This is a genomic window from Acinetobacter sp. 1000160 (genome assembly GCF_000588715.1).
Taxonomy (GTDB): domain Bacteria; phylum Pseudomonadota; class Gammaproteobacteria; order Pseudomonadales; family Moraxellaceae; genus Acinetobacter; species Acinetobacter courvalinii.
This window is the reverse complement of the sequence record NZ_JFWP02000005.1, coordinates 198,376-222,181: the sequence shown is the minus strand read 5'-3', so window position 1 is coordinate 222,181 and position 23,806 is coordinate 198,376. Positions and strand designations below refer to the sequence as shown.

The 23,806-nt window shown below is 42.5% G+C and carries 27 protein-coding genes; 14 read left to right on the top strand and 13 right to left on the bottom strand.

All coding sequences use genetic code 11. The features are described 5' to 3' along the window. Positions 1 to 330 precede the first annotated feature (330 nt). From J699_RS06190 to J699_RS06200, 3 genes are read right to left on the bottom strand one after another with little or no spacing between them, the layout of a single operon-like run. Positions 331 to 1,389, bottom strand: coding sequence for a DUF6670 family protein (locus J699_RS06190; protein WP_032870783.1), 1,059 nt, complete (start codon positions 1,387 to 1,389; stop codon positions 331 to 333). A gap of 17 nt (positions 1,390 to 1,406) precedes the next feature. Continuing rightward, on the bottom strand, positions 1,407 to 2,240 hold the full coding sequence (pssA, locus tag J699_RS06195) for a CDP-diacylglycerol--serine O-phosphatidyltransferase (RefSeq protein WP_005226718.1): 834 nt from the start codon (positions 2,238 to 2,240) through the stop codon (positions 1,407 to 1,409). Positions 2,241 to 2,278: 38 nt separating this feature from the next. Next, positions 2,279 to 3,136, bottom strand: a complete 858-nt coding sequence (locus tag J699_RS06200) for a 23S rRNA (adenine(2030)-N(6))-methyltransferase RlmJ (protein WP_005280560.1) — start codon at positions 3,134 to 3,136, stop codon at positions 2,279 to 2,281. Positions 3,137 to 3,256: 120 nt separating this feature from the next. Between J699_RS06200 and J699_RS06205 the strand changes: the two genes are divergently transcribed. Beyond that, positions 3,257 to 3,868, top strand: a complete 612-nt coding sequence (locus J699_RS06205) for a 2OG-Fe(II) oxygenase (protein WP_032870782.1) — start codon at positions 3,257 to 3,259, stop codon at positions 3,866 to 3,868. Between the two features lie 64 nt (positions 3,869 to 3,932). Next, complete coding sequence (locus J699_RS06210) at positions 3,933 to 4,460, top strand: hypothetical protein (protein ID WP_032870780.1); 528 nt, start codon at positions 3,933 to 3,935, stop codon at positions 4,458 to 4,460. Between the two features lie 22 nt (positions 4,461 to 4,482). On the opposite strand, the gene J699_RS06215 is transcribed toward J699_RS06210, so the two are convergent. The 4 genes from J699_RS06215 to J699_RS06230 all read right to left on the bottom strand — a co-directional run bounded on the left by J699_RS06215 (position 4,483) and on the right by J699_RS06230 (position 8,659). Further along, the gene (locus J699_RS06215) at positions 4,483 to 4,728 is read right to left on the bottom strand and encodes a DUF2789 family protein (protein ID WP_005280568.1); all 246 of its coding nucleotides are present in this window, start codon (positions 4,726 to 4,728) and stop codon (positions 4,483 to 4,485) included. A gap of 156 nt (positions 4,729 to 4,884) precedes the next feature. Continuing rightward, positions 4,885 to 5,871 carry a malate dehydrogenase gene (locus tag J699_RS06220; RefSeq protein ID WP_005226708.1) on the bottom strand — a complete coding sequence of 329 codons (987 nt, stop codon included), beginning with the start codon at positions 5,869 to 5,871 and terminating at the stop codon, positions 4,885 to 4,887. Between the two features lie 167 nt (positions 5,872 to 6,038). After that, positions 6,039 to 6,707 carry a ribonuclease I gene (locus J699_RS06225; RefSeq protein ID WP_032870793.1) on the bottom strand — a complete coding sequence of 223 codons (669 nt, stop codon included), beginning with the start codon at positions 6,705 to 6,707 and terminating at the stop codon, positions 6,039 to 6,041. A gap of 44 nt (positions 6,708 to 6,751) precedes the next feature. Then, entirely contained in the window at positions 6,752 to 8,659 is a 1,908-nt protein-coding gene (locus J699_RS06230; RefSeq protein ID WP_171070886.1) for a lytic transglycosylase domain-containing protein, read from the bottom strand. Positions 8,660 to 8,958: 299 nt separating this feature from the next. On the opposite strand from J699_RS06230, the gene miaB reads away from it, so the two are divergent. The 4 genes from miaB to J699_RS06250 all read left to right on the top strand — a co-directional run bounded on the left by miaB (position 8,959) and on the right by J699_RS06250 (position 12,619). Beyond that, positions 8,959 to 10,410 (top strand): tRNA (N6-isopentenyl adenosine(37)-C2)-methylthiotransferase MiaB, encoded by a 1,452-nt coding sequence (gene miaB / locus J699_RS06235; RefSeq protein ID WP_005226701.1) that lies wholly within the window; start codon positions 8,959 to 8,961, stop codon positions 10,408 to 10,410. 40 nt (positions 10,411 to 10,450) lie between these two features. Further along, positions 10,451 to 11,524: a PhoH family protein gene (locus tag J699_RS06240; protein WP_032870775.1), complete on the top strand. Its 1,074-nt coding sequence runs from the start codon at positions 10,451 to 10,453 to the stop codon at positions 11,522 to 11,524. A gap of 298 nt (positions 11,525 to 11,822) precedes the next feature. Beyond that, positions 11,823 to 12,308, top strand: coding sequence for an rRNA maturation RNase YbeY (gene ybeY, locus J699_RS06245; RefSeq protein WP_032882865.1), 486 nt, complete (start codon positions 11,823 to 11,825; stop codon positions 12,306 to 12,308). 11 nt (positions 12,309 to 12,319) lie between these two features. Further along, on the top strand, positions 12,320 to 12,619 hold the full coding sequence (locus J699_RS06250) for an antibiotic biosynthesis monooxygenase family protein (protein ID WP_032870770.1): 300 nt from the start codon (positions 12,320 to 12,322) through the stop codon (positions 12,617 to 12,619). Between the two features lie 124 nt (positions 12,620 to 12,743). On the opposite strand, the gene J699_RS06255 is transcribed toward J699_RS06250, so the two are convergent. Then, entirely contained in the window at positions 12,744 to 13,631 is an 888-nt protein-coding gene (locus tag J699_RS06255) for an energy transducer TonB (RefSeq protein WP_032870768.1), read from the bottom strand. Positions 13,632 to 13,874: 243 nt separating this feature from the next. On the opposite strand from J699_RS06255, the gene J699_RS06260 reads away from it, so the two are divergent. The 3 genes from J699_RS06260 to J699_RS06270 all read left to right on the top strand — a co-directional run bounded on the left by J699_RS06260 (position 13,875) and on the right by J699_RS06270 (position 16,120). After that, positions 13,875 to 14,555, top strand: coding sequence for a hypothetical protein (locus J699_RS06260; RefSeq protein ID WP_032870766.1), 681 nt, complete (start codon positions 13,875 to 13,877; stop codon positions 14,553 to 14,555). Between the two features lie 196 nt (positions 14,556 to 14,751). Beyond that, entirely contained in the window at positions 14,752 to 15,456 is a 705-nt protein-coding gene (locus J699_RS06265) for a DUF3108 domain-containing protein (protein ID WP_032870764.1), read from the top strand. An 88-nt stretch (positions 15,457 to 15,544) separates the two neighbouring features. After that, a complete protein-coding gene (locus J699_RS06270) occupies positions 15,545 to 16,120 on the top strand; it encodes a xanthine phosphoribosyltransferase (protein WP_005226682.1) in 576 nt (191 codons plus the stop codon). A 47-nt stretch (positions 16,121 to 16,167) separates the two neighbouring features. Here the strand turns inward: J699_RS06270 and J699_RS06275 are convergent, their stop codons facing one another. After that, positions 16,168 to 16,992 (bottom strand): YwqG family protein, encoded by an 825-nt coding sequence (locus tag J699_RS06275; protein ID WP_032870761.1) that lies wholly within the window; start codon positions 16,990 to 16,992, stop codon positions 16,168 to 16,170. Positions 16,993 to 17,163: 171 nt separating this feature from the next. On the opposite strand from J699_RS06275, the gene thyA reads away from it, so the two are divergent. The 5 genes from thyA (at position 17,164) to msrA (ending at position 20,845) form a co-directional block, all read left to right on the top strand. Beyond that, a complete protein-coding gene (gene thyA / locus J699_RS06280) occupies positions 17,164 to 18,006 on the top strand; it encodes a thymidylate synthase (protein WP_005280599.1) in 843 nt (280 codons plus the stop codon). A gap of 20 nt (positions 18,007 to 18,026) precedes the next feature. After that, positions 18,027 to 18,536, top strand: coding sequence for a dihydrofolate reductase (locus J699_RS06285; RefSeq protein WP_032870759.1), 510 nt, complete (start codon positions 18,027 to 18,029; stop codon positions 18,534 to 18,536). Positions 18,537 to 18,554: 18 nt separating this feature from the next. Beyond that, the gene (locus tag J699_RS06290; protein WP_032870757.1) at positions 18,555 to 19,610 is read left to right on the top strand and encodes a DUF4105 domain-containing protein; all 1,056 of its coding nucleotides are present in this window, start codon (positions 18,555 to 18,557) and stop codon (positions 19,608 to 19,610) included. Between the two features lie 127 nt (positions 19,611 to 19,737). Then, complete coding sequence (locus J699_RS06295) at positions 19,738 to 20,214, top strand: META domain-containing protein (protein ID WP_032870755.1); 477 nt, start codon at positions 19,738 to 19,740, stop codon at positions 20,212 to 20,214. A gap of 106 nt (positions 20,215 to 20,320) precedes the next feature. After that, complete coding sequence (msrA, locus tag J699_RS06300) at positions 20,321 to 20,845, top strand: peptide-methionine (S)-S-oxide reductase MsrA (RefSeq protein ID WP_005226675.1); 525 nt, start codon at positions 20,321 to 20,323, stop codon at positions 20,843 to 20,845. A gap of 48 nt (positions 20,846 to 20,893) precedes the next feature. On the opposite strand, the gene J699_RS06305 is transcribed toward msrA, so the two are convergent. From J699_RS06305 to purU, 4 genes are all read right to left on the bottom strand, one after another. Next, the gene (locus J699_RS06305; protein WP_005226674.1) at positions 20,894 to 21,298 is read right to left on the bottom strand and encodes an ExbD/TolR family protein; all 405 of its coding nucleotides are present in this window, start codon (positions 21,296 to 21,298) and stop codon (positions 20,894 to 20,896) included. A gap of 1 nt (position 21,299) precedes the next feature. Next, positions 21,300 to 21,920 (bottom strand): MotA/TolQ/ExbB proton channel family protein, encoded by a 621-nt coding sequence (locus J699_RS06310; RefSeq protein WP_004774288.1) that lies wholly within the window; start codon positions 21,918 to 21,920, stop codon positions 21,300 to 21,302. Positions 21,921 to 21,963: 43 nt separating this feature from the next. Continuing rightward, positions 21,964 to 22,719, bottom strand: coding sequence for an energy transducer TonB (locus J699_RS06315; protein WP_032870753.1), 756 nt, complete (start codon positions 22,717 to 22,719; stop codon positions 21,964 to 21,966). A 208-nt stretch (positions 22,720 to 22,927) separates the two neighbouring features. Then, positions 22,928 to 23,791 (bottom strand): formyltetrahydrofolate deformylase, encoded by an 864-nt coding sequence (gene purU, locus J699_RS06320; RefSeq protein WP_005226672.1) that lies wholly within the window; start codon positions 23,789 to 23,791, stop codon positions 22,928 to 22,930. Positions 23,792 to 23,806 lie beyond the last annotated feature (15 nt).

The window sequence follows — 23,806 nt, the reverse complement described above, 5'->3', positions numbered from 1 at the left end:
ATTTAAACCAATTAATCAATGAAATATTTTCGATCGATCAACCAGTAAAAATCCACACAAGTTGTTCTTCTATTCTCTTAATGATCTTCTCGATGATTCGTCATCATCAAGCTAGGTCGGCTATATTACTCTCAATTTCTTAAAAGTCAACAGGTAATTTAGATATTTAGCAAACTTATCAACCAACTCAAGAATCTAACCATTTTAGCCAAATCCTTGTTTATCAACAAGTTTTTATCCGCATCACCGCCGATGGATGTGCATTCTACAGCATTCCCTACCCAATGCAACACCCTTTTTTAAATTTATTTAAATTATTTAAACAAGCGTCTATTTTTTACACAAATAAGGCTGAAAATGCGGAATTTGGTCGATTATTTGCTCGGTTTTATTTTTTTCCTGCCAATGTAATGGTCTGCAATCAATATATTCACAGTATCCGGTACCTTCATAATTTTTATTTTTCCATAATAGCTGGTAATGAAAGCTGCCTACATATCCTGCAGCAAGACCAAACTTATAGTCTCCCCGACTTTTGGCCTGCAATTGGAAAATCACTTCATCTTTTTCTTGATACTGCCAAATAAACTCTCGTGGCAAATACATTTCCCGCCCATTCGGTGTTTTGACTTTCGGATATACACGGGTGATATCCAGAACGACTTGATGTTCATAGACAACATTGGTCTCTTTTGTTTGTATTTCTATCCGTGAAAAGACAATGTTATTCCATTGGTTTCTGAGTTCAGACATGATGATTTGCAAATCAGGATGAATCTGAATAATTTGATAGGTGAAAAAATGAAAAGCGATAAAAGGAAAATAAATCGCCCGGGCATGCTTTAAGACACCACGCGCTTCAATTTGGTATTTTTGTTTTTTATAAACAATTTCACCCTCACATTGGCAAGAGACATACCAGTAATCTGCCACCCCCCATTGCAAAGCCGAGTGATTTTCAATATCCGTGCAGATCTTCACTTTGAGCTGACAACTGAGTTCTTCATCATTCCGTTTAAAATAATAATGAGGAAAATCGGCCTGGATATGATCGACATCAAGAAACTGATAGCGATCTACTTCTAACTGGCATTGTTCTTTTGCACTATAGCTTTTCAGATGCCCCACCGTGGATGCACTGCTACTGACCAGAACAGTAGCAGTATCAATCGCGGTTGTAGTAATGGCACTGGCGTTATAGCAAATCGGAATACGGGGTTGCCCAATCAGGCTAATAAAATTGAAATAATGAAATGGCTCAGGTAAATTCGGCAGGATCAGGGCCTGATAAACAATTTTAAATAAACCCTTAGGCGGGTGAAAAGTTAAAGCATCTGCCTTATTGAGGTTCAGCTGCTTTAATTGATTATTACTCATCAATATTGGCATACTGAACCTCCTGAATTTTAGGTTGTTATTTTTTCATCATTTTTTTTGGCAAACAAAGTCGTTACAAATCCTGAAAGCACATAGAGAATACATACAATCAAGATCCCTACAGGAATGTTGTACGTGATTGCAGCAAAAATCAAGACCACAGGTAACATCACGACAAAAGGTACACGTTTACGATCCATTTGTTTAAATGAATAGTATTTGATGTTCGAAATCATCAGTAAACCGACTGCGACCATGACCACCGAATTAATCACCTGAATCACAATATCTCTTAAATCAAAGATAAACGGAAAATCACGACCAACCCATACTAATGAAATCACGGTAACGGCGGCAAGCGGACTGGCAATTCCGATAAAATAGCGCTTATCCACTACACCAATTTGTACATTGAAACGCGCTAGACGGAAAGCTGCACAAGCGGTATAGATAAAGCAACAGGCTAAACCAATACGCCCAAGGTCATGCAAGCTCCAGCTATACATCAAGATTGCAGGCGCCACACCAAAAGCCAATAAGTCAGAAAGTGAGTCGTATTGTTCACCAAATGCACTTTGCGCACCAATTGCACGTGCTACGCGACCATCTAGGCCATCAAGTAATGCAGCCAGGAAAATGGCATAGATTGCCTGGTTAAAATTGCCATTCATACTGGCAATAATTGAGTAGAAACCAGAAAGAAGTGCAGCCGTTGTAATTAAATTCGGCCACAAATAAATGCCACGACGTTTCACTTTTTGTCCTTCGTGCGTATGCTCTTCTTCTTCTACTTCAAAAGTGATGCCATCAAAAGAATGGGCATCTTTATTTAAATCAGAATCAGGTTTAAGAGAATTTGTCATTATTTTCAATTCCTCAAGAATATTTGGACGTTGATGGGTTATTCACCCACCAACCAACGCACTGCAGCATGTCCACCATTTTCACTCATACGCAAATGTGGAAATAACCATTGTAATGCCTGATCCGCATCTTCCGAGAATTTCCAAGGTGGATTAATCACCAACAAGCCACAACCATTCAAACCGACTGGAGTGTCATCTGGCCATACACAAATTTCACAAATCAATTGACGGCGAATACCGGTTTTCAACATTTTCTTTTCAAAACGGTCAATCATCGCGCGATCTTTGATTGGATACCAAACAGCGAATACCCCTGTTGGCCATTTTTTATGAGCGGTTTGCAGTAATTCAACCAGCTGCGGGAAATCTTTACGCTCGATTTCGTAAGGTGGGTCAATCATGACCAAGCCACGCTTTTCTTTTGGTGGAATGACCCCCATCAGACCTTCATAAAAATCACGCTCATGCAGGCCAGCACGTTTATCGCGAATATTAAAATATAATTGCTGAAACACGTCACGCTGCATTTCAAACACAGTCGCTTTATCTGTTTCACGCATGCCTTCAAGCGCAAACCAAGGTGATCCTGGATAAGCACCTTTACCCGAAGCTGCACGCATATCTTCAACAATTTTAAGATATTGTTTTACACCTTCCGGTGCATTTCGTTTAATGGAATCGTCAAGTTTGACCAAACGATGGATACCCGTTAAGAATTCACCTGATTTTTGTGCTTCAGAAGTTGATAAATCATATTTACCGGCACCACCATGGGTATCAATATATCGATAAGGTTTATCTTTCGTATTTAAGCGAGCAAGCAGTTGAAGCAAAAGTACATGCTTCATAACATCGGCAAAGTTACCCGCATGGAAATGGTGACGGTAATTCATGTTGACAATTTATTCCTCAATTCAGCAGGTAGTTTAACATGAAAGAAAAAAGTATTCTTTAGCGTTGATGTGATCGTCTAAAATCGCACTTTAATCCAACCCATCCTAAACTGGAGCGCCATGCAACCCACCTCTCTTGCTGAATCATGGAATTTAGAGCAAATTCTGGATGATTTAAATGAATTTGGCTTTGCTTTAATTGATGATGTCTATTCACATGAATATGTACACTCTCTTGTTCATGAATGCACCTCTCATCTTGCGGAATTCAGAGCAGCGGGAGTACAAAACGGTGTGGTCAGTCATATCCGGAGTGACCATATTCTCTGGATTGATGGTCAGTTACCGATTGCCCAACAGCATCTCAAGGCCTTAGAAGTATTATCACAAACGTTAAATCAGGCCTTTTATCTCGGCATCAAAGAAGTAGAAGCACATTTTGCCTGCTATAACGCAGGTGAATTTTATGCTTTGCATCGTGACAATCCGCAACAAAAAAATGACCGGATGATTTCCACCGTATTCTATGTGCATGAAAGCTGGCAAGAGGACTGGGGCGGTCAATTACGTTTACAGGATAAAAATGGTCAATGGCATATTATCCAGCCCTCGCCTAATCGTCTGGCGATTTTCCAGAGCGATTTATTACATGAGGTTCTACGTTCAAAACAACAGCGCCTGTCGATTACTGCATGGTTACGTAGTGGAAGCTCAATCTGGAATCAGGGCTAAGCCCTTTAAATTGCTAAAAACAGCCTTATATACCTAGGCATAACTGACGATTCTGGATCAATACATGTCGAACGAAACTAAACAAGTCATTGCACGCATTGGTGAAACTGACCAACTCTTTTTAGAGAACAATAGTCCTGAACTTGCTTTAGAGCGTGCAGACCTGCGTTTACAGCTGGTTGTAATAAGTCATGTACGTCAGGAACAGTTGCATTTCTTGCAAGAAGCAATCGTATTGCTTGAACAGGCACGAATTGAATATGAGGAAATGCCCTTAAGCCTGTATCTCAACCTGTCGTTGTCTTTAGCCAAAGCTTATATGATTTATTTCGAGTTGACCAAAGAGCAACGTTTTGCTCTTATTACTCAGCAGATCTTAAAGCCTTTGGCATATACAGAACACTTAGATATTTATTTCTTCTTGGCTTATGCATCTGCCGTTAAGCAAGAACAGGCCTTAACACGACACTGGTTGAAAAAGTATGTGTCTTGCCTAGAACATGATCTGGAATTATTACAGCTTCACCCCGCTTTTGTTGAAGTCCGTAAAGAAGACTGGTTTAGCACCCTATTACGCAATAAAGCTCACTGATGTGAGCTTTATTTTTATCGAATCATGACTTGGTACTGTCTACATGCAACTGCTGATTCAGTTCATCAATCACAATGGCCCAGTCATCATCTTTATCCCAGTGACTTTTTAGAAAATCTCGCTGACCCGCACTCCAGAACTCGGCTTCATGCAATTTCTGGTCAGCACCGAGCTGATGCGTTTTCACAAAACTTTCAATTGCAGCATCATCTGCCCCAAGCCCAAGTTGCTCAAATAAAAGTTCCAGTGTGGGTTGTTGTTCAAACATTGTTATTCTCCATAAGTGCTTCCGATCAAAATAATTTATCAGCAAACTCAGCGGATATGCTTAGGTATGTCTATATTTTCTTGTTGTTTTTTGTGATTCATGTATAAAAAAAGCACTCTATAGAGAGTGCTTTTTTCAATTTATCAAACTGATAAATTATTTAACCATGTCAGCAATCGCTGCACGTTCTTCTTCAAGCTCGTTCAGCGTGAAGTTGATACGCTCACGGCTGAATTCGTCAATTTCTAAACCTTGAACGATTTTGTATTCACCGTTTTCAGTGGTTACAGGGAAACCGAACATTACGCCTTCAGGAATACCATAAGAACCATCAGATGGAATACCCATAGTGACCCATTTGCCGTTAGTACCCAACGCCCAGTCACGCATATGGTCAATTGCCGCATTCGCAGCTGAAGCAGCTGAAGACAAACCACGCGCTTCGATAATCGCAGCACCACGTTTACCAACAGTTGGAAGGAACACATCTTTGTTCCAAGCCGCATCGTTGATTTTGTCTTTTAAGCTTACGCCATTTGCTGTTGCGAAACGGTAGTCAGCATACATAGTTGGAGAGTGGTTACCCCAAACAGTCATGTTTTCGATGTCAGAAACTGCAACACCCGCTTTTTGAGCAAGTTGAGTCAACGCACGGTTGTGGTCAAGACGCAACATTGCTGTGAAGTTTTTAGCAGGAAGGTCTGGAGCAGATTTCATTGCGATGTAAGCATTGGTGTTCGCAGGGTTACCCACAACCAATACTTTAACGTCACGGCTTGCAACTTCGTTCAATGCTTGGCCTTGGCCAATGAAGATTTCGCCATTTACTTTTAATAAGTCAGCACGTTCCATACCTGGACCACGTGGACGTGAACCAACTAATAACGCGTAATCAGCATCTTTAAATGCAACTTTAGGATCATCAGTCCCGATCATGCCTGCCAATAACGGGAAAGCACAGTCATCAAGTTCCATCATCACGCCTTTAAGCGCTTGTTGAGCTTTCTCAAAAGGAACTTCAAGCAATTGTAAAATGACTGGTTGATCTTTACCTAACATTTCGCCGCTTGCGATACGGAATAATAAGCTATAACCAATTTGACCAGCAGCGCCTGTAACGGCAACACGAACGGGTTGCTTCATGTGATATTCTCCAATGAGATGCGTTAGCACGATTGAACGTTATTGTTATTCAACCGAATTATCATAAACGGCAAAGATTGTACTCTAAAGCGAATGCATATGCATGTAAAAGAGAATGAATTTCAACGAAAGTCTAATAGAAAATACAAATCAAACTAGGTAAAAGCCTAATAACTGCCTTTAATCGTAAACTCACTTGGGCAGCCCGTCACAATATGGCTAGCACATTGTTTATATTGACCATTTTTCTGATAACAAACCCGAATTTCTGTCAAAACCGAATTAAATTTTGAAGATTGGCAGGTGAAGCGGATACCATTTGGCGGCAACGATGGATTGAGCTTGGTAAATTGCTGTCTCAGGCTTTCTTTTTGTACTTCAATGGTATTTGGACTGGTCAAATCAGCCGGTATTTTCAGGCGTTCAGCGAAATTAATAATGGTTCTAAAATATTGGCTGGCATTCATTGGCATACAGCCGCCCACATCCTGCCATAGTTGTACCCGAGCATTTTCATCCGGCATAACCCGTGCAACCACTTTCGCTTGTAACGGTGACAATCTCGCAGAAGTCTTGGTCGAGCAATCCCGGTTTAATGGCACTTCAGGCAGCAAACTTGCAATGGTCAGCGAATAGCCTTCCAGACATTTACGTTGTTTTTGTCTTGATGAATCAAATGCGCAGGCAGCAGGCGTCATTTGTACATGCATGACATAACCGGCAACATCCTGTTTATCAGCTGCATATAACGGTGCAGCGAATGATAAGGCCAGATAACAGAACAATGCCTGTATCGCTTTCATCCACTGCCCTTTTAATAAGTCGACGGCTTTCATCAAATGCAAAAACTTCATTATCTCAATTAAACATCTTCGTGTGTTTAAGGACTATTGCGCACAGGTATAGTACTCATGCGTTTTTCTAACGACTGTGCGCCCTGTCCCAATACCACACCATAGTGCGTGGCATTAGTCATGACATGTTTCACATAGTCACGTGTTTCCAGTAATGGAATGGTTTCGGTGTACTGATCTGCGGCCATGGTCTGATTATCCGGCTGCCAACGACGGGCACGATTCGGACCAGCGTTATAACCTGCCGTTGCCAGTACCGAACTGCCACTCAATTGACTCTGGATCATAGAAAGGTAATAGGTACCGTAACGAATATTGGTATTCATTTCACTTAATGCCGCAGGGTTATAGGTTTCACCCATTTGGCGTGCAATCAGTTTTGCTGTGTTTGGCATAATCTGCATTAAGCCACCTGCACCGACATTGGAACGTGCAGAGGTCACAAAACGACTTTCCTGGCGCATTAAACCATATGCCCAAGCGGGATCAATACCAGCATTGTAACTATGACTGGTGACATTGCTGCGGTGCGGTGTTGCATAACGATAGGTATCGTTATGACGAGAAGTGGTCCGGTCAGCCGCATAAATGGCACGATCATACCAGCCCATGTCATGCGCACGTTTTGCTGCAGCAAGCAACAAACCATCATCATGTTGCAAATAAGCCTGTCGTACCGCCCAGTTCCATTCACGGTTGGTATAGTTTGCAGGCGCATTGATATTTCTTAAGGCAAAGGCACGGCGAAAATGAATATTCTGGTTCAGACGCTGGGTATCTTGAGCGCTCGGCTGTTCATTATAAGGCTGATGGTTATAGCGTTCACCAATACGGTCTTTGGCTAGCAAATTATGATAATCGTCACCACCTTGTGCCAGTTTACGATAAATCTGCTGAGCCGCCTGCTTGGAACCACCATCGGAACGTTGCTCAGAGGCACGTGCTAACCAGTACTGCCAGCGATCTTCCTGTTTTTGGGTTACCGACATTGCATCAATGGCACGAATCAGACTTTCCCAGGCCCCGAAACGAATCGCTTGACGCGCATAAATTTCAGCTTCTTCTGGGCTAAATGGATAACCATAACTCTGATCGAAAGCATTGAGCACTTCACGGTTAAAACCGTTTTTCATCACAGTGGTACCACCGACATAGCCAATGGTGCGGTAAAGATATTTCTGTACAGGTTGAGGCACATCCTGAACAACACGCTGCACATTACCTAAAGCATTGGTTAAGTCATTATCGGCAACACGACCTAGCGCAAAAATCAGATAGGCATAATCGGCATCATTGGACTTAGGCGCACTCCATAAATAACCCAATGGATTGGCCTGAATCTGGTTAAACTGAGCCAGTGAAAGATTCAAGCCCATAGTTTGAGCTGTCGCAATTGCTGGGCCAGATTGACCAGCGCGCAATTGTCCCCACAAACGTTGCTGACGATCTTGAGTACTCATTAACGGGCTAGACAGCATTAAACGTCCCAAGCCATTACACGATTCAGGTTGAGTACTGGTGGTCAGCCAGATGTCTTTATATTCGGCAAAAACCAGACTATCGCCCGTCTTGGCACGCACTTGTGCCACCGCACAACTTTCTTCCTGATCAGGATTGGTGACATAACTCAGTACGGGCTTGGCATCGGCGAAGCTGGCCTGTTTAACTTTTTCTTCGACATAATCGGCCGCGAGTTTCTCAGCCATTGCGGATTGCGGATAACGCTGAGCAAAACTGATAATCGAGGTGGCAGGCTGGAAGCCGAGATTAGTATTCAGTTTCCAGTATTCTGGATAATAACCCAATGCATCATTCTGCATTGAATACTGGTATTGATCGAGCAAAGCCGTGTTACCTGAGTTGGCAGCACGTAGGGCGTCATTGAATTGTTCATCCAAAGCATAGACCGATGAACAGGCAATCATTCCACTCATGGCAATAAAACGACGGAAACTGTTCTTATTATTCGATTTACGTCTTCCTGTTGTTATTAAATCACACTGCTTTTTCATCTTCATCAATATCTATGCCCAATTTTGCCTGCTTACATAGTGTAATAAGTCTAGCTTCTCACTATTGTTGTGTTATGTAAATTACTGATTCATATTCATTAAAATTCACACAATTTTATTCACAAACTGTCCATTTTTGTCAGTTTTTTATTCTCTGCGCACAAGCAAAAATACTGCTATAATCCGCGGTTTATTTAAATCCACCTTGTTTAGGAGCCTGCATGACGGTTCAAACATTCATTCCCAGTGCTGTAAAAGCTGCCTCAGAAAACACTGTTACCCAGCCCATGCACACCGCTGATGTTTCAATTAAGAAGTTATATATTGAAACTCAAGGGTGTCAGATGAATGAGTATGACAGTCATCGTATGGCAGATTTATTAGGTGATTCGCACGGTTATGTGCTCACTGACAACCCGAATGATGCAGATATTCTACTGATGAATACCTGTTCGATTCGTGAAAAAGCCCAAGAAAAGGTCTTCAGTGGTCTAGGCCGCTGGCGCAAACTTAAAGAAAAAAATCCTGATCTGGTGATTGGTGTCGGTGGTTGTGTTGCTTCTCAAGAAGGCGACAACATTCAAAAACGCGCACCTTATGTCGACATGGTCTTTGGCCCGCAAACCTTACACCGTTTACCGCAAATGCTGGATCAGCATAACGAGCAAGTAGAAAAGCCAAAGAAAGAAAAAATCAAACTGGTGGATATTTCTTTCCCGGATATCGAAAAGTTCGACTTCCTGCCTGAACCACGCGTCGAAGGCTTTAAGGCATTTGTCTCTATCATGGAAGGCTGTTCTAAATACTGTTCTTTCTGTGTGGTTCCCTATACCCGTGGTGAAGAAGTGTCTCGTCCACTGGATGACGTGTTGGCTGAAATTGCCGGTTTAGCTGAAAAAGGGGTTCGTGAAATCAGCTTACTGGGCCAAAACGTGAATGGTTACCGCGGTGAAACCTTCGAAGGTGGCATCTGTACCTTCCCTGAATTATTGCGCTTGGTTGCAGAAATTCCAGGAATCGGTCGTCTACGCTATACCACCTCTCACCCGCTTGAATTTTCAGATGATCTGATTCAGTGCTACCGTGATTTACCGCAAATGGTGTCGCATTTACACTTGCCAGTACAAAGCGGTTCGAACGATGTACTGCAAGCCATGAAACGTAACCACACCATTGATGTGTACATTGATAAAATTGCCAAGCTACGCAAAGTACGTCCAGATATGCATTTATCCAGTGACTTCATTATCGGTTTCCCGGGTGAAACCGATGAACACTTTGCTGAAACCTTGCAATTTATTAAAGATTTAGATTTCGATCACTCTTATAGCTTTGTTTATTCAAAACGTCCGGGCACCCCAGCATCGGACTTACCGGATAGCACACCTGAGCAAGTGAAAAAAGATCGACTTGCGCAAGTTCAGGAAGTGATTAAGAAATCGAGTATCGATAAAACTGATGCCATGCTCGGTAAAATTGAACGCGTGCTGATTGAAAAAGTATCGGATAAAGACCCGAATGTTTTAATCGGTACCGCAGACAATACACGTTTAGTCACCTTTATCGGTGATGCCGCATGGGTTGGTCGTTTCGCAGAGATCGAGATCACTGAAATCAAAACTTTAAATTTAGTTTACGGAGAACTCTTGAATCTTGAACCTGACGTGGCGTAATGTAAGGGTTATTCCTACAAAGCAACAAAAAGGGTTTATCTTGACTGCAGCGATTCGACGTACAGTAACGTTCCCTGAGATTCAATTGGAACGCTTAAAAAGCATGCTCGGTGCGTATAACGGGCATTTAAAACAAATCGAACAACGTTTAGATGTCAAAATTACTCACCGTGGCGATGCCTTTTATCTCGATGGTGATATAGAAGCGGTCGAAAGAGCCGAAGCACTATTGCAACGGCTCTATCAAGAATCAGAAATTTCCTCACAAATCAGTGCCGATGTCATTCATTTGATGATCCAGGGTTCACAGACCGACCGTGAACTCATGGATGATTCAGAACAGGAACATACTGGCCTTGACAGTGTTTGGTTGCAGACCCGCAAAGGGCGAATCAACCCACGTGGTGCCAATCAAAAACGTTACGTACAACGCATTTTACAAAGTGATATTTCATTCGGTATCGGCCCTGCCGGGACAGGTAAGACCTATCTGGCGGTTGCTGCTGCGGTTGATATGCTGGAACGCAATGAGATTCAGCGCATCTTGCTGGTTCGCCCAGCGGTTGAAGCAGGTGAAAAGCTGGGTTTCTTACCCGGCGATCTGACCCAGAAAATCGATCCGTACTTGCGTCCGCTGTACGATGCCCTGTATGAAATGCTGGGTTTTGAAAAAGTAGCCAAACTGATTGAACGCCAGGTGATTGAAGTTGCCCCGCTCGCCTACATGCGCGGACGCACCTTGAATCACTCTTTCGTGATTTTGGATGAAGCGCAAAATACCACCCCTGAACAGATGAAGATGTTCCTGACCCGTTTAGGTTTTGGCTCTCGTGCCGTGATCACCGGTGACGTGACTCAGGTTGACTTGCCACGCGGCCAGCAATCCGGTTTGGCACAAGCCTTACGGGTACTGGAAAATGTGCATGAAATTCATATCACCCGTTTCCACTCACGTGATGTGGTGCGCCATCAACTGGTACAAAAAATTGTTGAAGCTTACGAAGGCTGGGATAATGAGCAGCAACGCTTGTCAGCAGAAGCCCGCGCCGAACGCAAAGCCAAACAAGAAGCACTGATTGCAGAAAATGATGAGAAAGCTGATGCTCAGCATTAAATAATATTAATCTAATTCGATACTCGGAGCTGTCATTCGTAACCTGAGCGAAGATAAACAAAGCGATGCTTTGTCTGAGCGCAAGATGAACAGCTATGCTGTGAATGAAGGATGCGGATCTAACGTTACAATAATGTAAAATCAGGTTTTGCCTACTTTTGCCAAAACAAAAGTAGGTCGCGCCGAAGGCTTATCCAGCAAATGGATGAGAATGTGGCAAGATTCCACCATGATCTTTATCTACATTTCTTAGACTCAATCTAAGTTCGTAGATCTAATTTATATCTAAGGATCTATTTTGAAAATCAATTTAAGTCTTCAACAAGACTTTCAAGCTGCTGAATTGCCACTCAAACGTGGTCAAATCAAAAAAAATATCGAAACTGCACTGCGCCATGTCGGTTTTGATGTCAATTGCGAAATCGGAATTGCCTGTGTCGACATCGCAGAAAGCCATGAACTCAACCTGCAATATCGTGAAAAAGACAAACCGACCAATGTGCTGTCTTTCCCCAGTGACATCCCCGAGGAAATGCTCAGCTTACTCGATGCAGAGCCTTTAGGGGATTTGGTGATTTGTATTCCTGTGGTTTTACAAGAAGCTGCTGAACAGCAAAAAGCACCAAATGATCATTTCAATCATTTACTGGTCCATGGCGTTTTACATTTACTCGGTTATGACCATGAGACCAGCGAAGCTGAAGCTGAAGAAATGGAAGCTTTGGAAATCGAGATTCTGAAAAAACTGGGGATTGCCAATCCTTACAAAGCCGATGAAAGCTAATCCAAGGTCCTATGTATATCGTTATTTTTAAAGCCACGATCAAACAACTTGATGCAACGTATTCAGACATGGCCCAAATGCTCAGACATAAAGCCTTGAGCCAGTTTAACTGTGCCAAGTTTGAAGCATGCAGTGAAAATGGTTTTGAAATTGCCCTGTCTTATTGGCATAGCCTTGAAGATATTCAACGTTGGCAACAAGATGCAGAACATCAAGTAGCCCAGCGTTTAGGTAAAGAAAAATGGTATCAGGACTTTAGCGTTGAAATCTGTAAGATTGAACGAGCCTATTCCAGTCAAAAGGAATTGTGAATAAATACAAACTTATCCACAAAGTTCATAAAAAACGGCTAAATCCAGCCGTTTTTTATGATTTATTCTCTTCGTAAAGATAAGGAATAATATTTTATTCATTATGTTATTCAAAAACTTACAATCAATGCACTTCAAACTCTGCATCAACGGGGTCAAAACGCCAGGTCCGTATAATCCTTAACTCGGAAATATCTTTTTTCATCGCCGCATCAAATGCGCCAAAGGGTGCGCCACGACGTACCGAGGCTTTAGCAGCTTCATCCAGAACGGAATGTCCCGAACTTTCGATTAAACGTATCGCCCGTATCCCGCCCTCCGTATTCAGAATCACCATTAAGCGCACTTCTCCGGCTAAACGCTGCTGCTTTGCCTCATCCGGATAATAACGGTTACCATACAATTCGACTTTTTGACGGAACTTATCCAGATAGGCAGCGGATGCATCTTGTTTGGCTTGAATGCCATCAACGGTTTTAATGCGTTGTTTGCGGCTAAAATTTTGCTGTCGTTGTAAATATTGTGCTTCCAAGCTCGCCACCATCGCGGCCTTGGCCTGAAACTGGCTTTGTAACTCATCTAGCGTCTTTTTACGTTCGCTTTGTTCTGCCTGTTTTTGCCAGCTTAAAACCGTCATTAAGACTTTTTCTTCAAACTTGAGCTCACGTTTCTGCTGAACTTTTTCCAGACTTTCTAGTGTAGACTCACCTGTTGTCGCATCAGCCTGCATGGGCGCTGGCATATCACTGGACATACGATGCACTTGACGGAAATCACCCGAACCCTGTTGATCCGCTTGGGCCAGAAAATCCGCCTCTTTGACTTTATCCGCACTCGGACGCACAGTGACTGCAATTTCTTTGGTTGAGGTATCTGCAGGCGATGGCATGGTAAAATGAATAGCCAGCACAGCACCATGCAGCAGCATTGCCAAAGCAACCGCCCCTACAAAAAGCGGATCTTGCCACCAATAACCAGACAGCGCTGAACGAAAATTTATTTTATTCCACATGCGATTCAAGCGGCAAAAATGCCTCATCCCCAACGGTGATAACCGTATAAAAACCCAAACAATATTCAAAAATTTACAAAAATGTGATCCACTTATAGTTACAGTGTTTCCATAACATCATTTTATGAAAATGTAGCAATTAATTTTGCTACACTGCAAGTTAGAAATTTATTTTTATTTTTTAGTTAATACAAAGATCGTGGTATTGCATGACCTATCAATTCACTTTCTGGAACAACTTTTATGCAAACGCTAATCTCGTCCGTTTTTAAACGTCTACGTAAAGTTTACCAAAAAGCAGAAGAATTCATCGAAGAAGAAAGAGAATTTTCGCTTTCACAAGTTTTTGTGAATGCCACCATGGAGCGTTATGTCACAGAGAATGTCGACATGATGCAAGACCTGCATGCCGACTTATATGATGGCTGGTTACGCTTATATACCACGCTAGATGTAAAAGGCTTACATACCACGCTCTCGGTCGACTTGAAATTGATTCAGATGGAAATGAATCAAAACGTACAACTGATGGTGTTTGAACAGATCAGCAATACTCAGGTCATTGAAGCAAAATTCAAGAATATTTTTCAGAAATGGGGCTTTTATATTGCCATCTGGTATTACCAGAAATTTCGTGAAGAAGATCCACTAGGTAAAATCCTGGAACATTTTGATATCGTCAAGGTCAAGGATGAATTGCTTTATCTGGACCTGAATCGCTGGCTTGGCAAGAAAGCCAGTATTATCGAAACGCTGAGCAAAGTGCATGTAAACCGAGCCCGGGTTCGTCCAGCAGAGTTAATCGTCTGGGGCAATGTTAATCTAGCTGCAATTCTGTCGCCGTCAAACGATGACGACTTTGATGAAGATGGGCTGGGAGATACTGAAGTCACCCCGATTCAGCAAAAAGACCCTAAGCAGTAACAAATTGATTATTCGGTGGTATGTTGCACCATAACCCATACCACGCATATACACAACTTCATGATTTATACGAAAAATTAACAAGCGCTTAGTAAAAAGCCTGATCTTTTCTTCACAATCTAGCAGCATAATAGTATTCAATCGTAGTTTGAAATGAGTGATTGACTTATCCAGATCACTCAGAGGATAGAATGTTATGACAAAGAAATTTTTGAAAGTAGCGGGTATTACCTCTGCGGCCATTTTAAGTGCAAGCTTATCTAGTCATGCATTGGCGATGGCACCTTTCCAAGCCAGCTATCAGTTTAGCTACAACAATAAAAATCTGGGTTCTGCAACACGTACCCTTTCCCAACAAGGCAATAACTGGACCTATAAGTTCAATGCCAAAGCTGGTGCGATTGCGTCTGCCTCTGAAACCAGCCAGTTTAATTTTGCCAATAACAAAATTACCTCACAAAATTTCAGCCGTAGCAGCAAGATCCTGATTCACAACAATACGATGAATATTAATTTCAACCCAAGCAGTAAAGTGGTGAATACCAAAAAGGATGACCAGAGCCGTTCATTTGCATGGCAGGCGGGCGCGCTGGATGAGTTGAATGCCGAATTGCAAATCCGTGAAGATTTGAAAAATAATGCTCTGAAAAGCAAATACTTGATTGCAGATGCCAAAGCGTTGGATGAACGCCGTTTTGTTAAACAGGGTACTGAAAGTATCAAGACCCCTTATGGGACATTTGATGCCATTAAAGTGGTCATGCAGCATGATAAACCTGAACGTAATACCGTGTTCTGGTTAGCGCCAAAACTTGACTATCTGCCAGTAAAAATGGCGCATAATGATGGAAAATCGTCTTACGGACTGTTATTAACCGGCTATTCGGGTAAAACAAACTAAGCAACTGGTCAATTTTGGCTTGCATTTTTTTTGATGCTTTTTAAAATATGCCTTTGCTTGAACAAGCATCCGTTTAGAGGATTCTCCCGTGTACGCTTTAGAACAGAAAATCTTAAATGAAGGTATCGTTCTATCTGATCAGGTGTTGAAAGTTGACGCTTTCTTAAACCACCAAATCGATCCTGTGTTAATGCAGCTGATTGGTAAAGAGTTTGCCGCTCGCTTTAAAGATGCAGGTATTACTAAAATTATTACCATCGAAGCTTCAGGTATTGCACCTGCAATTATGGCAGGGTTAGAACTTGGCGTTCCTGTTATTTTCGCCCGTAAATACCAGTCATTAACACTCAAAGACGACCTTTACCGTTCTAAAGTGTTCTCGTTTACCAAACAAACTGAAAGCACCATTGCAATTTCGAACAAGCACATCAGCTCAAGCGACAAAGCGCTAGTGATTGATGACTTCCTTGCCAATGGTCAGGCAGCTTTAGGTCTCATCGACTTGATCCACCAAGCAAATGCTGAAGTGGTTGGCGTCGGCATCGTGATTGAAAAATCGTTCCAGCCGGGTCGCGACGTATTGCTTGAAAAAGGCTACCGCGTTGAGTCCTTAGCTCGTGTTAAATCTTTAGCCGACGGCAAAGTGACCTTTGTGACTGAATAAGATTCCAAAGCGAGAAAAAGCGGATGACAATTCATCCGCTTTTTTATTTAACAACAATCCCAGTTGTATAGCACTTTAGAAAAATCTCTGTTCTTTAAATCTTCTGGATGGATAAAGAAATTCCCTACACCCGAATCGCCCCACATAATTTCGTTTTCAGCATCGTCGGTATCCAGCTGGAAAAGTAAAATATAATCTTGCACCTTCTCGTTATAATGGCGTGGATCAGTTTGGGTAAAATAAGGATAACCGCCTAAACGGTGTCCACTTGCGGAAGCAACTTCATCATAAGGCTCGATAAAATCATCTTCGAAATCGCCACCTTCGAATCGCTCTTCAAAATCGTAAAGCTCTTCAACCCCTAAAATCTTCGGTGCAAAGGCAAAATCACCGAGGCTAATGGGCTGAGAAGTGAGGTTAAATTCAATCGAGTATTGTCCCGTAAATGGCAAATAAGTGTCTTCATCGAACTCAAGATCGGAAAAATCCTGTTTTAATTGCGCTGCGTCTGCAATCACCTGCTCAAAATATAAGACCTTAAAACCCGATTGCTGTTGTTGGTCGTCGAAATTCATTCCATACAAATCATCGGCTGCAATATAGAACTGCAAAATTCCCCGGTCTGGAAAATTGGGTAAACTTGGAATTTCAGAAAAATTAAACTGTGCCAACAAAGCCAACGGATTGCCATTAGAATCGACTGGATAAGCGGTATCCAAAGGTAAATACGGCTCTCCCCCAATCTTACTTTGCCATAAGCTTAAGTTATCACTTGCTGTGAGTTGCATCGTAACTGTTGGCAGAATAGTGGCTGAAATTTTTTCTAGGTATGGATGTAAAGTATGCGGTAAATGCTCGGCTTGAAGATTCATTTTGTTGATTGTCTCTGTCGTTATTTATAGAACTTAATATAAAACAAGCAGCTAAATTAAAATAGAGAACAAAGTCTGTACCACGACAGTTAATGACGCTCAACTGCCCCCTTATTTATTACCTAAATTCTGCTAAGATGAGCCCGAGCAAAATCTGCGATAGGAATGACGATGCGTACATATTTAGACCTTTTACAACATATCCTCGATAATGGCGGCGACAAAGGTGACCGTACAGGAACAGGAACACGTTCAGTATTCGGTCATCAGATGCGCTTTGATCTTTCACAAGGTTTTCCATTACTGACCACCAAAAAGGTACATTTCCGTTCCATCGTGATCGAGCTGCTCTGGTTCCTCAAAGGCGATACCAACGTTCAATACCTAAAAGACAACAAAGTCACGATCTGGGATGAATGGGCAACAGCTGAGCAAACGGCGCGCTTTGGCCGTCCAGAAGGCGAACTTGGCCCTGTTTATGGTCACCAATGGCGTAACTTTGGCGCAACTCAGAATGCAGACGGCAGCTATCAGCAAGATGGTTTTGACCAGATCAAATGGTTGGTGAATGAGATCAAGACCAATCCAAACTCACGTCGTTTGATCGTGTCTGGCTGGAATCCGAATGAAGCAGGTAAAGTTGCTTTGCCGCCTTGTCATACCCTGTTCCAGTTTTTTGTCCAAGATAACAAATTATCCTGCCAGCTGTACCAACGCAGTGCCGATGTTTTCTTAGGCGTACCCTTCAATATTGCCAGCTATGCCTTACTAACACACATGATTGCGCAAGTGTGCGGTTTAGGGGTGGGTGATTTTGTCTGGACAGGGGGCGACACACATTTATATGCCAACCATTTTGAGCAGGCACAATTACAGCTTTCTCGCGAACCATTGCCACTCTGTGAATTAAAGTTAAATCCGGAAATTACCGATATTTTTGATTTTAAATTTGAAGATATTGAAATTGTTGGCTATGAGTCACATCCAGCAATTAAAGCACCCGTCGCAGTTTAAAAGATTAGAGAGAATATAAAATGGCATGGCAAGGCACTGAAGTTGTTCACGTAGTTGCGATGGATAAAAATCGCTGTATCGGCAAAGGCAATGCCTTGCCGTGGCATATCTCGGCTGATCTCAAGCACTTCAAGGCGATCACGCAAGGTGGTGTGGTGATCATGGGGCGTAAAACCCTTGAATCTATGGGTCGTACCCTTCCCAACCGTGTCAACTGGGTGATTACCCGTGATCCTGAATGGCAGTTTGAAGGGGTTAAAGTTGCACACAGCATCGAAGAGGCATTAAACGGCGCACTTACAGATGCACAACACGCTGAAAAAGCCTCTTTATTTATTATTGGGGGTGGAGAGATTTTTACTCAAACTCTTGGTATTGCTGATCGCCTAGAGTTAACCCATGTGGAACTTGATGTTCAAGGCGATGCACATTATCCAGAACTCTCTGAGGATTTTCACAAAGTAAACTCAGAACAACATCGCGATGAGAAGTCTGGTGTCGCTTTCGAGTTTGCGACCTACCAAAAATAATAATGGATCGCATTTGCCATGCATAACATAGGATCACGTGAGTTTTTTATTGCCTTAGGGATTGGACTTTTACACGGTCTATTCACCTTATGCGTGGTTCTTTCCAGTGTCTGGCTTTGCCTTGCGCTCTGGATTCAACAACCGCTCGGCACCTTCTTTAGCCGGGTGACAATTGTACTCTGGAGCCTGTTTGCACTGAGCCTGCTCGGTGTTTATTTCAGTGGTCATCTCATCAGCCGCCGTACCGATATCATTATTTATTGCGTTGCCTTTGCCTGCTCACTGTTTTGGTATTTCTCTATCGAAGCCAGACAAGACCGTGACTGGAATCCAGAAGTTGCCGAACAGCTCAGCTATAGCAAACAAGGCGATCTGGTTAGCTTGCACAAGGTCCGTAACTTTGACTGGCATGCGGACGGGACGTATGACATTCGCTGGGAAGACCGAAACATTGATCTGAACAAAATTACCGGGATCAATGTCATCACTTCTTACTGGATGGGGCCACAGATAGCACATACGCTGGTCAGCTTTGATTTTTCCGATCAAAAGCCTTTGGTATTTTCGATTGAGATCCGCAAAGAGAAAGGCGAAGATTTTTCTGCCATTGGCGGTTTTTTTCGTAAATATGAACTCAGCCTAGTCGCTTCAGACGAAAAAGATATTGTGTATACACGCAGTAATATTCGTCATGAACAGGTGTATTTATTTCCTGTCAAAATGCCCGCAGCTGAGCGTAAAGCGCTGTTTATTGAATATCTGAAGCAGGCTGATGAGCTCCGCGGTGAAGCAAAATGGTACAACACCTTAACCAGTAACTGCACTACGCTGGTATTTGATATGGTTCAGGCCATTAACCCACAAAAATTACCGAAAGATTATCGCTTACTGGCTTCAGGATATTTGCCCAACTATCTTTACGACCTCAAAGCACTTAACCAGAATTACAGTATCAATGAATGGTATCGTCTGGCACATATCAACCCACGTGCTGAACAGTACGATCAGCAGTCCAATAAAAGTAGCGAGTATTTTTCGGATGTAATTCGCGCAGGTTTGCCGAAAGTTGAGTGATTTTTCCACTAATTTCATTAAAAGTATCTGAACATTTACAAAAGGATACTGAATATCCTGTGCTACTCCATGTTGTTTTCTTTTAATAAGCACTTATAGAAACACAATGATTCGGATTTAAAATCTTATGTTAAAGCCTTTTTTAACAACATGTACTTTGGCAATTGCCGTAGCAATGACGGGTTGTGCAGCCACAGAATCTCTCCAGACTTCACCAAACGCTTCTCAGAAAGAAAGTATCGGTCTTTATAACCGTAACTGGATCGCCACTCATATCAATGGTGTGGAGATTAAAAGCAATGATCTTTCTGGCAAACGTCCAGCCATTCAGTTCGATGCTCAAGGCAAGCGTTTCTTTGGTGCAGATGGCTGTAACCAAATTCAGGGGACATTTGAAAGCCAAGGTTCGATCTTACGCCTAGGCCCAATTGCTTCAACCATGATGGCATGTATCGGCAAGGACAACAGTGCCCTTTCTCGCCAATATGCAAATGCTTTGGCAAGTACCACCAACTATGAACTGAAAGGCCATGAGCTTAAATTCAGGGATGCATCAGGCAAAGTACTGGTCAGCTTCGTAACAGTCATCCAGCCGCTTCCTTAACGCGATTACTATAAAAAGTAAAAGCTCGTTTCAAACACGGGCTTTTACTTTTTGGGTAGTTCGTTTAAGTTAGTGGCATGCTTAAAATTAAAAATCGGGGAGTTATATGCAACAGGCAATGTTAGGTGGTGGATGCTTTTGGTGTGTAGAAGCCGTATTTCTACAACTGAAAGGTGTGGAAAAAGTGGTAAGTGGCTATGCCGGCGGGATTACCCAAAACCCAAGCTATGAGCAAGTCTGTCAAGGTAATACTCAGCATGCGGAAGTCATCCTGATTGATTTTGATGAACAGCAGATTAGCTATACCCAATTGTTGAATGTATTCTTTACCACCCATGATCCAACCACATTAAACCGTCAGGGTAATGATATTGGCACCCAATATCGCTCTGTGATTTATTACTTCGATAATGAGCAAAAGCAGCAAGCTGAACAGGTCATTCAAAGTCTGGAAGATGAAGGGCTGAATATTGTGACTGAACTCAGTCCGGTACCGACGTTTTACCCAGCTGAGGAATATCACCAGAACTTCTTTGCCCGTAACCCGTCACAAGGTTACTGCAACTTTAGTATTCCTCCTAAGCTGTCTAAACTCCGCGCCAAGTATCTTGACCTGCTTAAAGATGAATAGACATAAAAAAAGCAACTCACCGAGTTGCTTTTTTATTAGGATCACGCTTTAGTTTTCACTTACAAACGCAATATCACTTAAGCCGGCTTCACTGGCACGCGACATGACCTGTGCAACCGTATCATATTTTGATTCTTTATCTGCACGTAATTGCACCGTCGGTTTGGTCTGTGCCTGACCCGCTTCCTGGAAACGCTTCTCTAGCTCATCCAGGCTAATGATTTGTGCATCCCAAGCCACTTCACCTTTGTCATTAATACTGATGGTGATTGCTTTTGGTGGCGGATCAACAATTTCAGCCGTTGTTTTTGGTAAACTTAATGGAATTGATGGGTTAGCAACCGTTGCTGTGACTAAAAAGATAATCATCAATACCAACATAATGTCGATCAGAGGAATGAGATTCATCTCATTCATGCCACTGTCGTGGTCTTCACCCAATTGAAAGCCCATTTTAAGCTTGACCTCCAACTAAACTTTGTTGAGTCGCTTTAGTTTCTGTTTTTGCCGCTGTTTCTTGCTGCAACATGGTATCGATTAACAGACTATGCGCCTGATCTTGTAAATCATGTGCCAGGCCACGGTTAAAACGTACACAGATGTTATAAGCCATTACTGCAGGAATCGCGACGGCTAGGCCTAGACCGGTCATAATCAAGGCTTCACCTACCGGTGTTGCTACCTGAGCCAAACCAGCCTGTCCGCTTTTACCTACCGCAACAAGCGCATGGAAAATTCCCCATACTGTACCGAACAAACCCACAAACGGTGCCAATGAAGCGATTGTTCCAAGCACGGATACCCCTTTTTCTGCTTGAGATTTCTCAGCAGAGATCTGGCGAAGTAATGCTTGTTCAGCGACAGCTTTACGTTGTTCAAACGATAAAGGCTGTAACTTTGATTTTAGCGCAGCCAAAGCTTGCACCAGTTGGTTATAAGCCTGTTGTTTTAACTGGCGTGTTCCTAAAATGCGCAGAATGAAAATAGTCCACGTTGCAATCGACATTGCTAATAGGATGAAATACAGTGTCTTACTTACTGCATCTGCATGTTGCCAATAAACTGAAAAGTTCATATACGAACTCCTGATTTAATCTGTCGCAAGGACTCAAATTTCATTAAGGACTAAGATCAAACGGCTGCTCTGCTCGAATTGGATAAGCAACACCATTTTCCATATACGGTTTAAATTTCGCATTTTTTACAGCACGTAAAACTTTTTCATCGAGATTCGGTAGACCACTGCTACGGGTAATCCGTGCATTGGTAATTTTACCTTTCTCATCAGCTTCGATCATAACCATCACTGAACGTGTCTGGTTATCCAGATCTTTCGCTGTTACAGATAATTTAGGTGACCGGCTCCACTGCACACCAGAACCGCCAATTGAAACACGTTTAGGCGATGGATCAGCAGCAGGTTGAGGTTTTACCACTTCTTGTACGGGTTGCGGCTTTTCTACAACTTTTTCTGTCACTTTAGTGGTAACCACTGTCGTTTCAACTTTTGGCTCAACTTTAGGTTCAGTTTTTTGCAGCACCGGTTTTGGCGCTTCTTTTACCTGTTGAACCTTTTCAATCTTTTTCGGTGGTGGTGCCATTGGTTTTTCAACCACCTTGACCTCTTTCACTTCTTTTTTAGGTTCAGGTTTTGGCTTTTCTTTTGGTTTAGGCGGCTCAGGCTTTGGCGGTTCCTTGATTTTAACGAACTTCACCTTAAGCGGCTCTTTCTCGACGGGCTTAAGCTCCATCGTTTTCATGTGGCTCACCGCCCACAGAACTCCTACATGTCCAATCACAACCGCAACTAAGGCAGTGATGATTTTCTTTTTCATCGGGTGTGGCGTGTTGAATGTAGCAGGAGATTGACTCATAAGAATCTAAGTACCTATATAGATGGTGAGGCTTTCAAAAAAGCGATTTCACTCATCGGATAGAACAATGAAAGTGCCGCAATAATAAATGAGAAGTGTTTTCATTTGCAACCATTTTTTCTTGTATATTTGCTAAGCTTTGAAAAATAGACATAAAAAAACATGCCTGACGGCATGTTCTTTTTATACAACGGCAGGATAGCGTTTCTTAGAACACTACGGTTTTATTGCCATCTACAATAATACGGTCTTCTAAATGCCATTTCACCGCACGTGCCAAGACATTACGTTCAACGTCTTCACCTAACTCACGCAGCTGTTCAACGTTATAGTCATGGCTCACACGTTCAACGTCCTGCTCAATGATCGGGCCTTGATCGAGATCAGCCGTCACATAGTGTGCTGTTGCACCAATCAGTTTCACGCCTTTCTCATAGGCTTGCTTATATGGATTTGCACCCACGAAAGCTGGCAGGAAGGAATGGTGAATGTTGATAATCTTCATTTCCCATTTCGCAACAAAGTCTTCGCTGAGAATCTGCATGTAACGCGCCAACACCAATAAATCATTGCCTTGCATCATTTCATCAATCTGAGCATAAGCTTCAGCTTTATTGTCTTTATTCACTGGGACAACGTGGAAAGGAATACCGAAGTTTTCAACCGCTTCACGCAAATCTGGATGGTTTGAAATCACTTGGGTAATTTCACATGGTAATGAACCACGCGCATGACGCCATAACAGTTCTAGTAAAGCATGGTCAACTTTCGACACCAGAATACCGACTTTTTTCAACTCGCCAACGAAATTCATTTTCCATTGCATTTCATAACGTTCAGCCACATTTACAGCAAAAGTCTGCATAAGCGCTTCTTTACGAGATGGCAAATTATCAAGTTCAAATTCAACACGCATGAAGTAACGCCCGCCCTGAGCTTCTGTTGCGTACTGATCAAGTGCGGTAATGTTTGCTCCCTGATGATACAAAAAGCTCGATACGGCTTGCACGATCCCCGGCTTGTCTTCACAAGTAATCAGTAATCGCGCTGTGTGGGCTGTAGTCGTGTTCATTTGGTTAATATCACT

Coding starts and splice junctions, on each gene's coding strand:
- J699_RS06250 (WP_032870770.1), top strand. CDS start 12,320: ATGTATATCGTTATTTTTAAAGCCACGATCAAACAACTTGATGCAACG.
- J699_RS06220 (WP_005226708.1), bottom strand. CDS start 5,871: ATGAAGCAACCCGTTCGTGTTGCCGTTACAGGCGCTGCTGGTCAAATT.
- J699_RS06215 (WP_005280568.1), bottom strand. CDS start 4,728: ATGTTTGAACAACAACCCACACTGGAACTTTTATTTGAGCAACTTGGG.
- J699_RS06255 (WP_032870768.1), bottom strand. CDS start 13,631: ATGTGGAATAAAATAAATTTTCGTTCAGCGCTGTCTGGTTATTGGTGG.
- J699_RS06275 (WP_032870761.1), bottom strand. CDS start 16,992: ATGAATCTTCAAGCCGAGCATTTACCGCATACTTTACATCCATACCTA.
- J699_RS06315 (WP_032870753.1), bottom strand. CDS start 22,719: ATGAGTCAATCTCCTGCTACATTCAACACGCCACACCCGATGAAAAAG.
- miaB (WP_005226701.1), top strand. CDS start 8,959: ATGACGGTTCAAACATTCATTCCCAGTGCTGTAAAAGCTGCCTCAGAA.
- thyA (WP_005280599.1), top strand. CDS start 17,164: ATGCGTACATATTTAGACCTTTTACAACATATCCTCGATAATGGCGGC.
- J699_RS06305 (WP_005226674.1), bottom strand. CDS start 21,298: ATGGGCTTTCAATTGGGTGAAGACCACGACAGTGGCATGAATGAGATG.
- J699_RS06295 (WP_032870755.1), top strand. CDS start 19,738: ATGTTAAAGCCTTTTTTAACAACATGTACTTTGGCAATTGCCGTAGCA.
- J699_RS06210 (WP_032870780.1), top strand. CDS start 3,933: ATGTCGAACGAAACTAAACAAGTCATTGCACGCATTGGTGAAACTGAC.
- msrA (WP_005226675.1), top strand. CDS start 20,321: ATGCAACAGGCAATGTTAGGTGGTGGATGCTTTTGGTGTGTAGAAGCC.
- J699_RS06285 (WP_032870759.1), top strand. CDS start 18,027: ATGGCATGGCAAGGCACTGAAGTTGTTCACGTAGTTGCGATGGATAAA.
- J699_RS06230 (WP_171070886.1), bottom strand. CDS start 8,659: ATGAGTGGAATGATTGCCTGTTCATCGGTCTATGCTTTGGATGAACAA.
- J699_RS06225 (WP_032870793.1), bottom strand. CDS start 6,707: ATGAAAGCCGTCGACTTATTAAAAGGGCAGTGGATGAAAGCGATACAG.
- J699_RS06190 (WP_032870783.1), bottom strand. CDS start 1,389: ATGCCAATATTGATGAGTAATAATCAATTAAAGCAGCTGAACCTCAAT.
- purU (WP_005226672.1), bottom strand. CDS start 23,791: ATGAACACGACTACAGCCCACACAGCGCGATTACTGATTACTTGTGAA.
- J699_RS06260 (WP_032870766.1), top strand. CDS start 13,875: ATGCAAACGCTAATCTCGTCCGTTTTTAAACGTCTACGTAAAGTTTAC.
- J699_RS06265 (WP_032870764.1), top strand. CDS start 14,752: ATGACAAAGAAATTTTTGAAAGTAGCGGGTATTACCTCTGCGGCCATT.
- J699_RS06205 (WP_032870782.1), top strand. CDS start 3,257: ATGCAACCCACCTCTCTTGCTGAATCATGGAATTTAGAGCAAATTCTG.
- J699_RS06310 (WP_004774288.1), bottom strand. CDS start 21,920: ATGAACTTTTCAGTTTATTGGCAACATGCAGATGCAGTAAGTAAGACA.
- J699_RS06200 (WP_005280560.1), bottom strand. CDS start 3,136: ATGAATTACCGTCACCATTTCCATGCGGGTAACTTTGCCGATGTTATG.
- pssA (WP_005226718.1), bottom strand. CDS start 2,240: ATGACAAATTCTCTTAAACCTGATTCTGATTTAAATAAAGATGCCCAT.
- J699_RS06290 (WP_032870757.1), top strand. CDS start 18,555: ATGCATAACATAGGATCACGTGAGTTTTTTATTGCCTTAGGGATTGGA.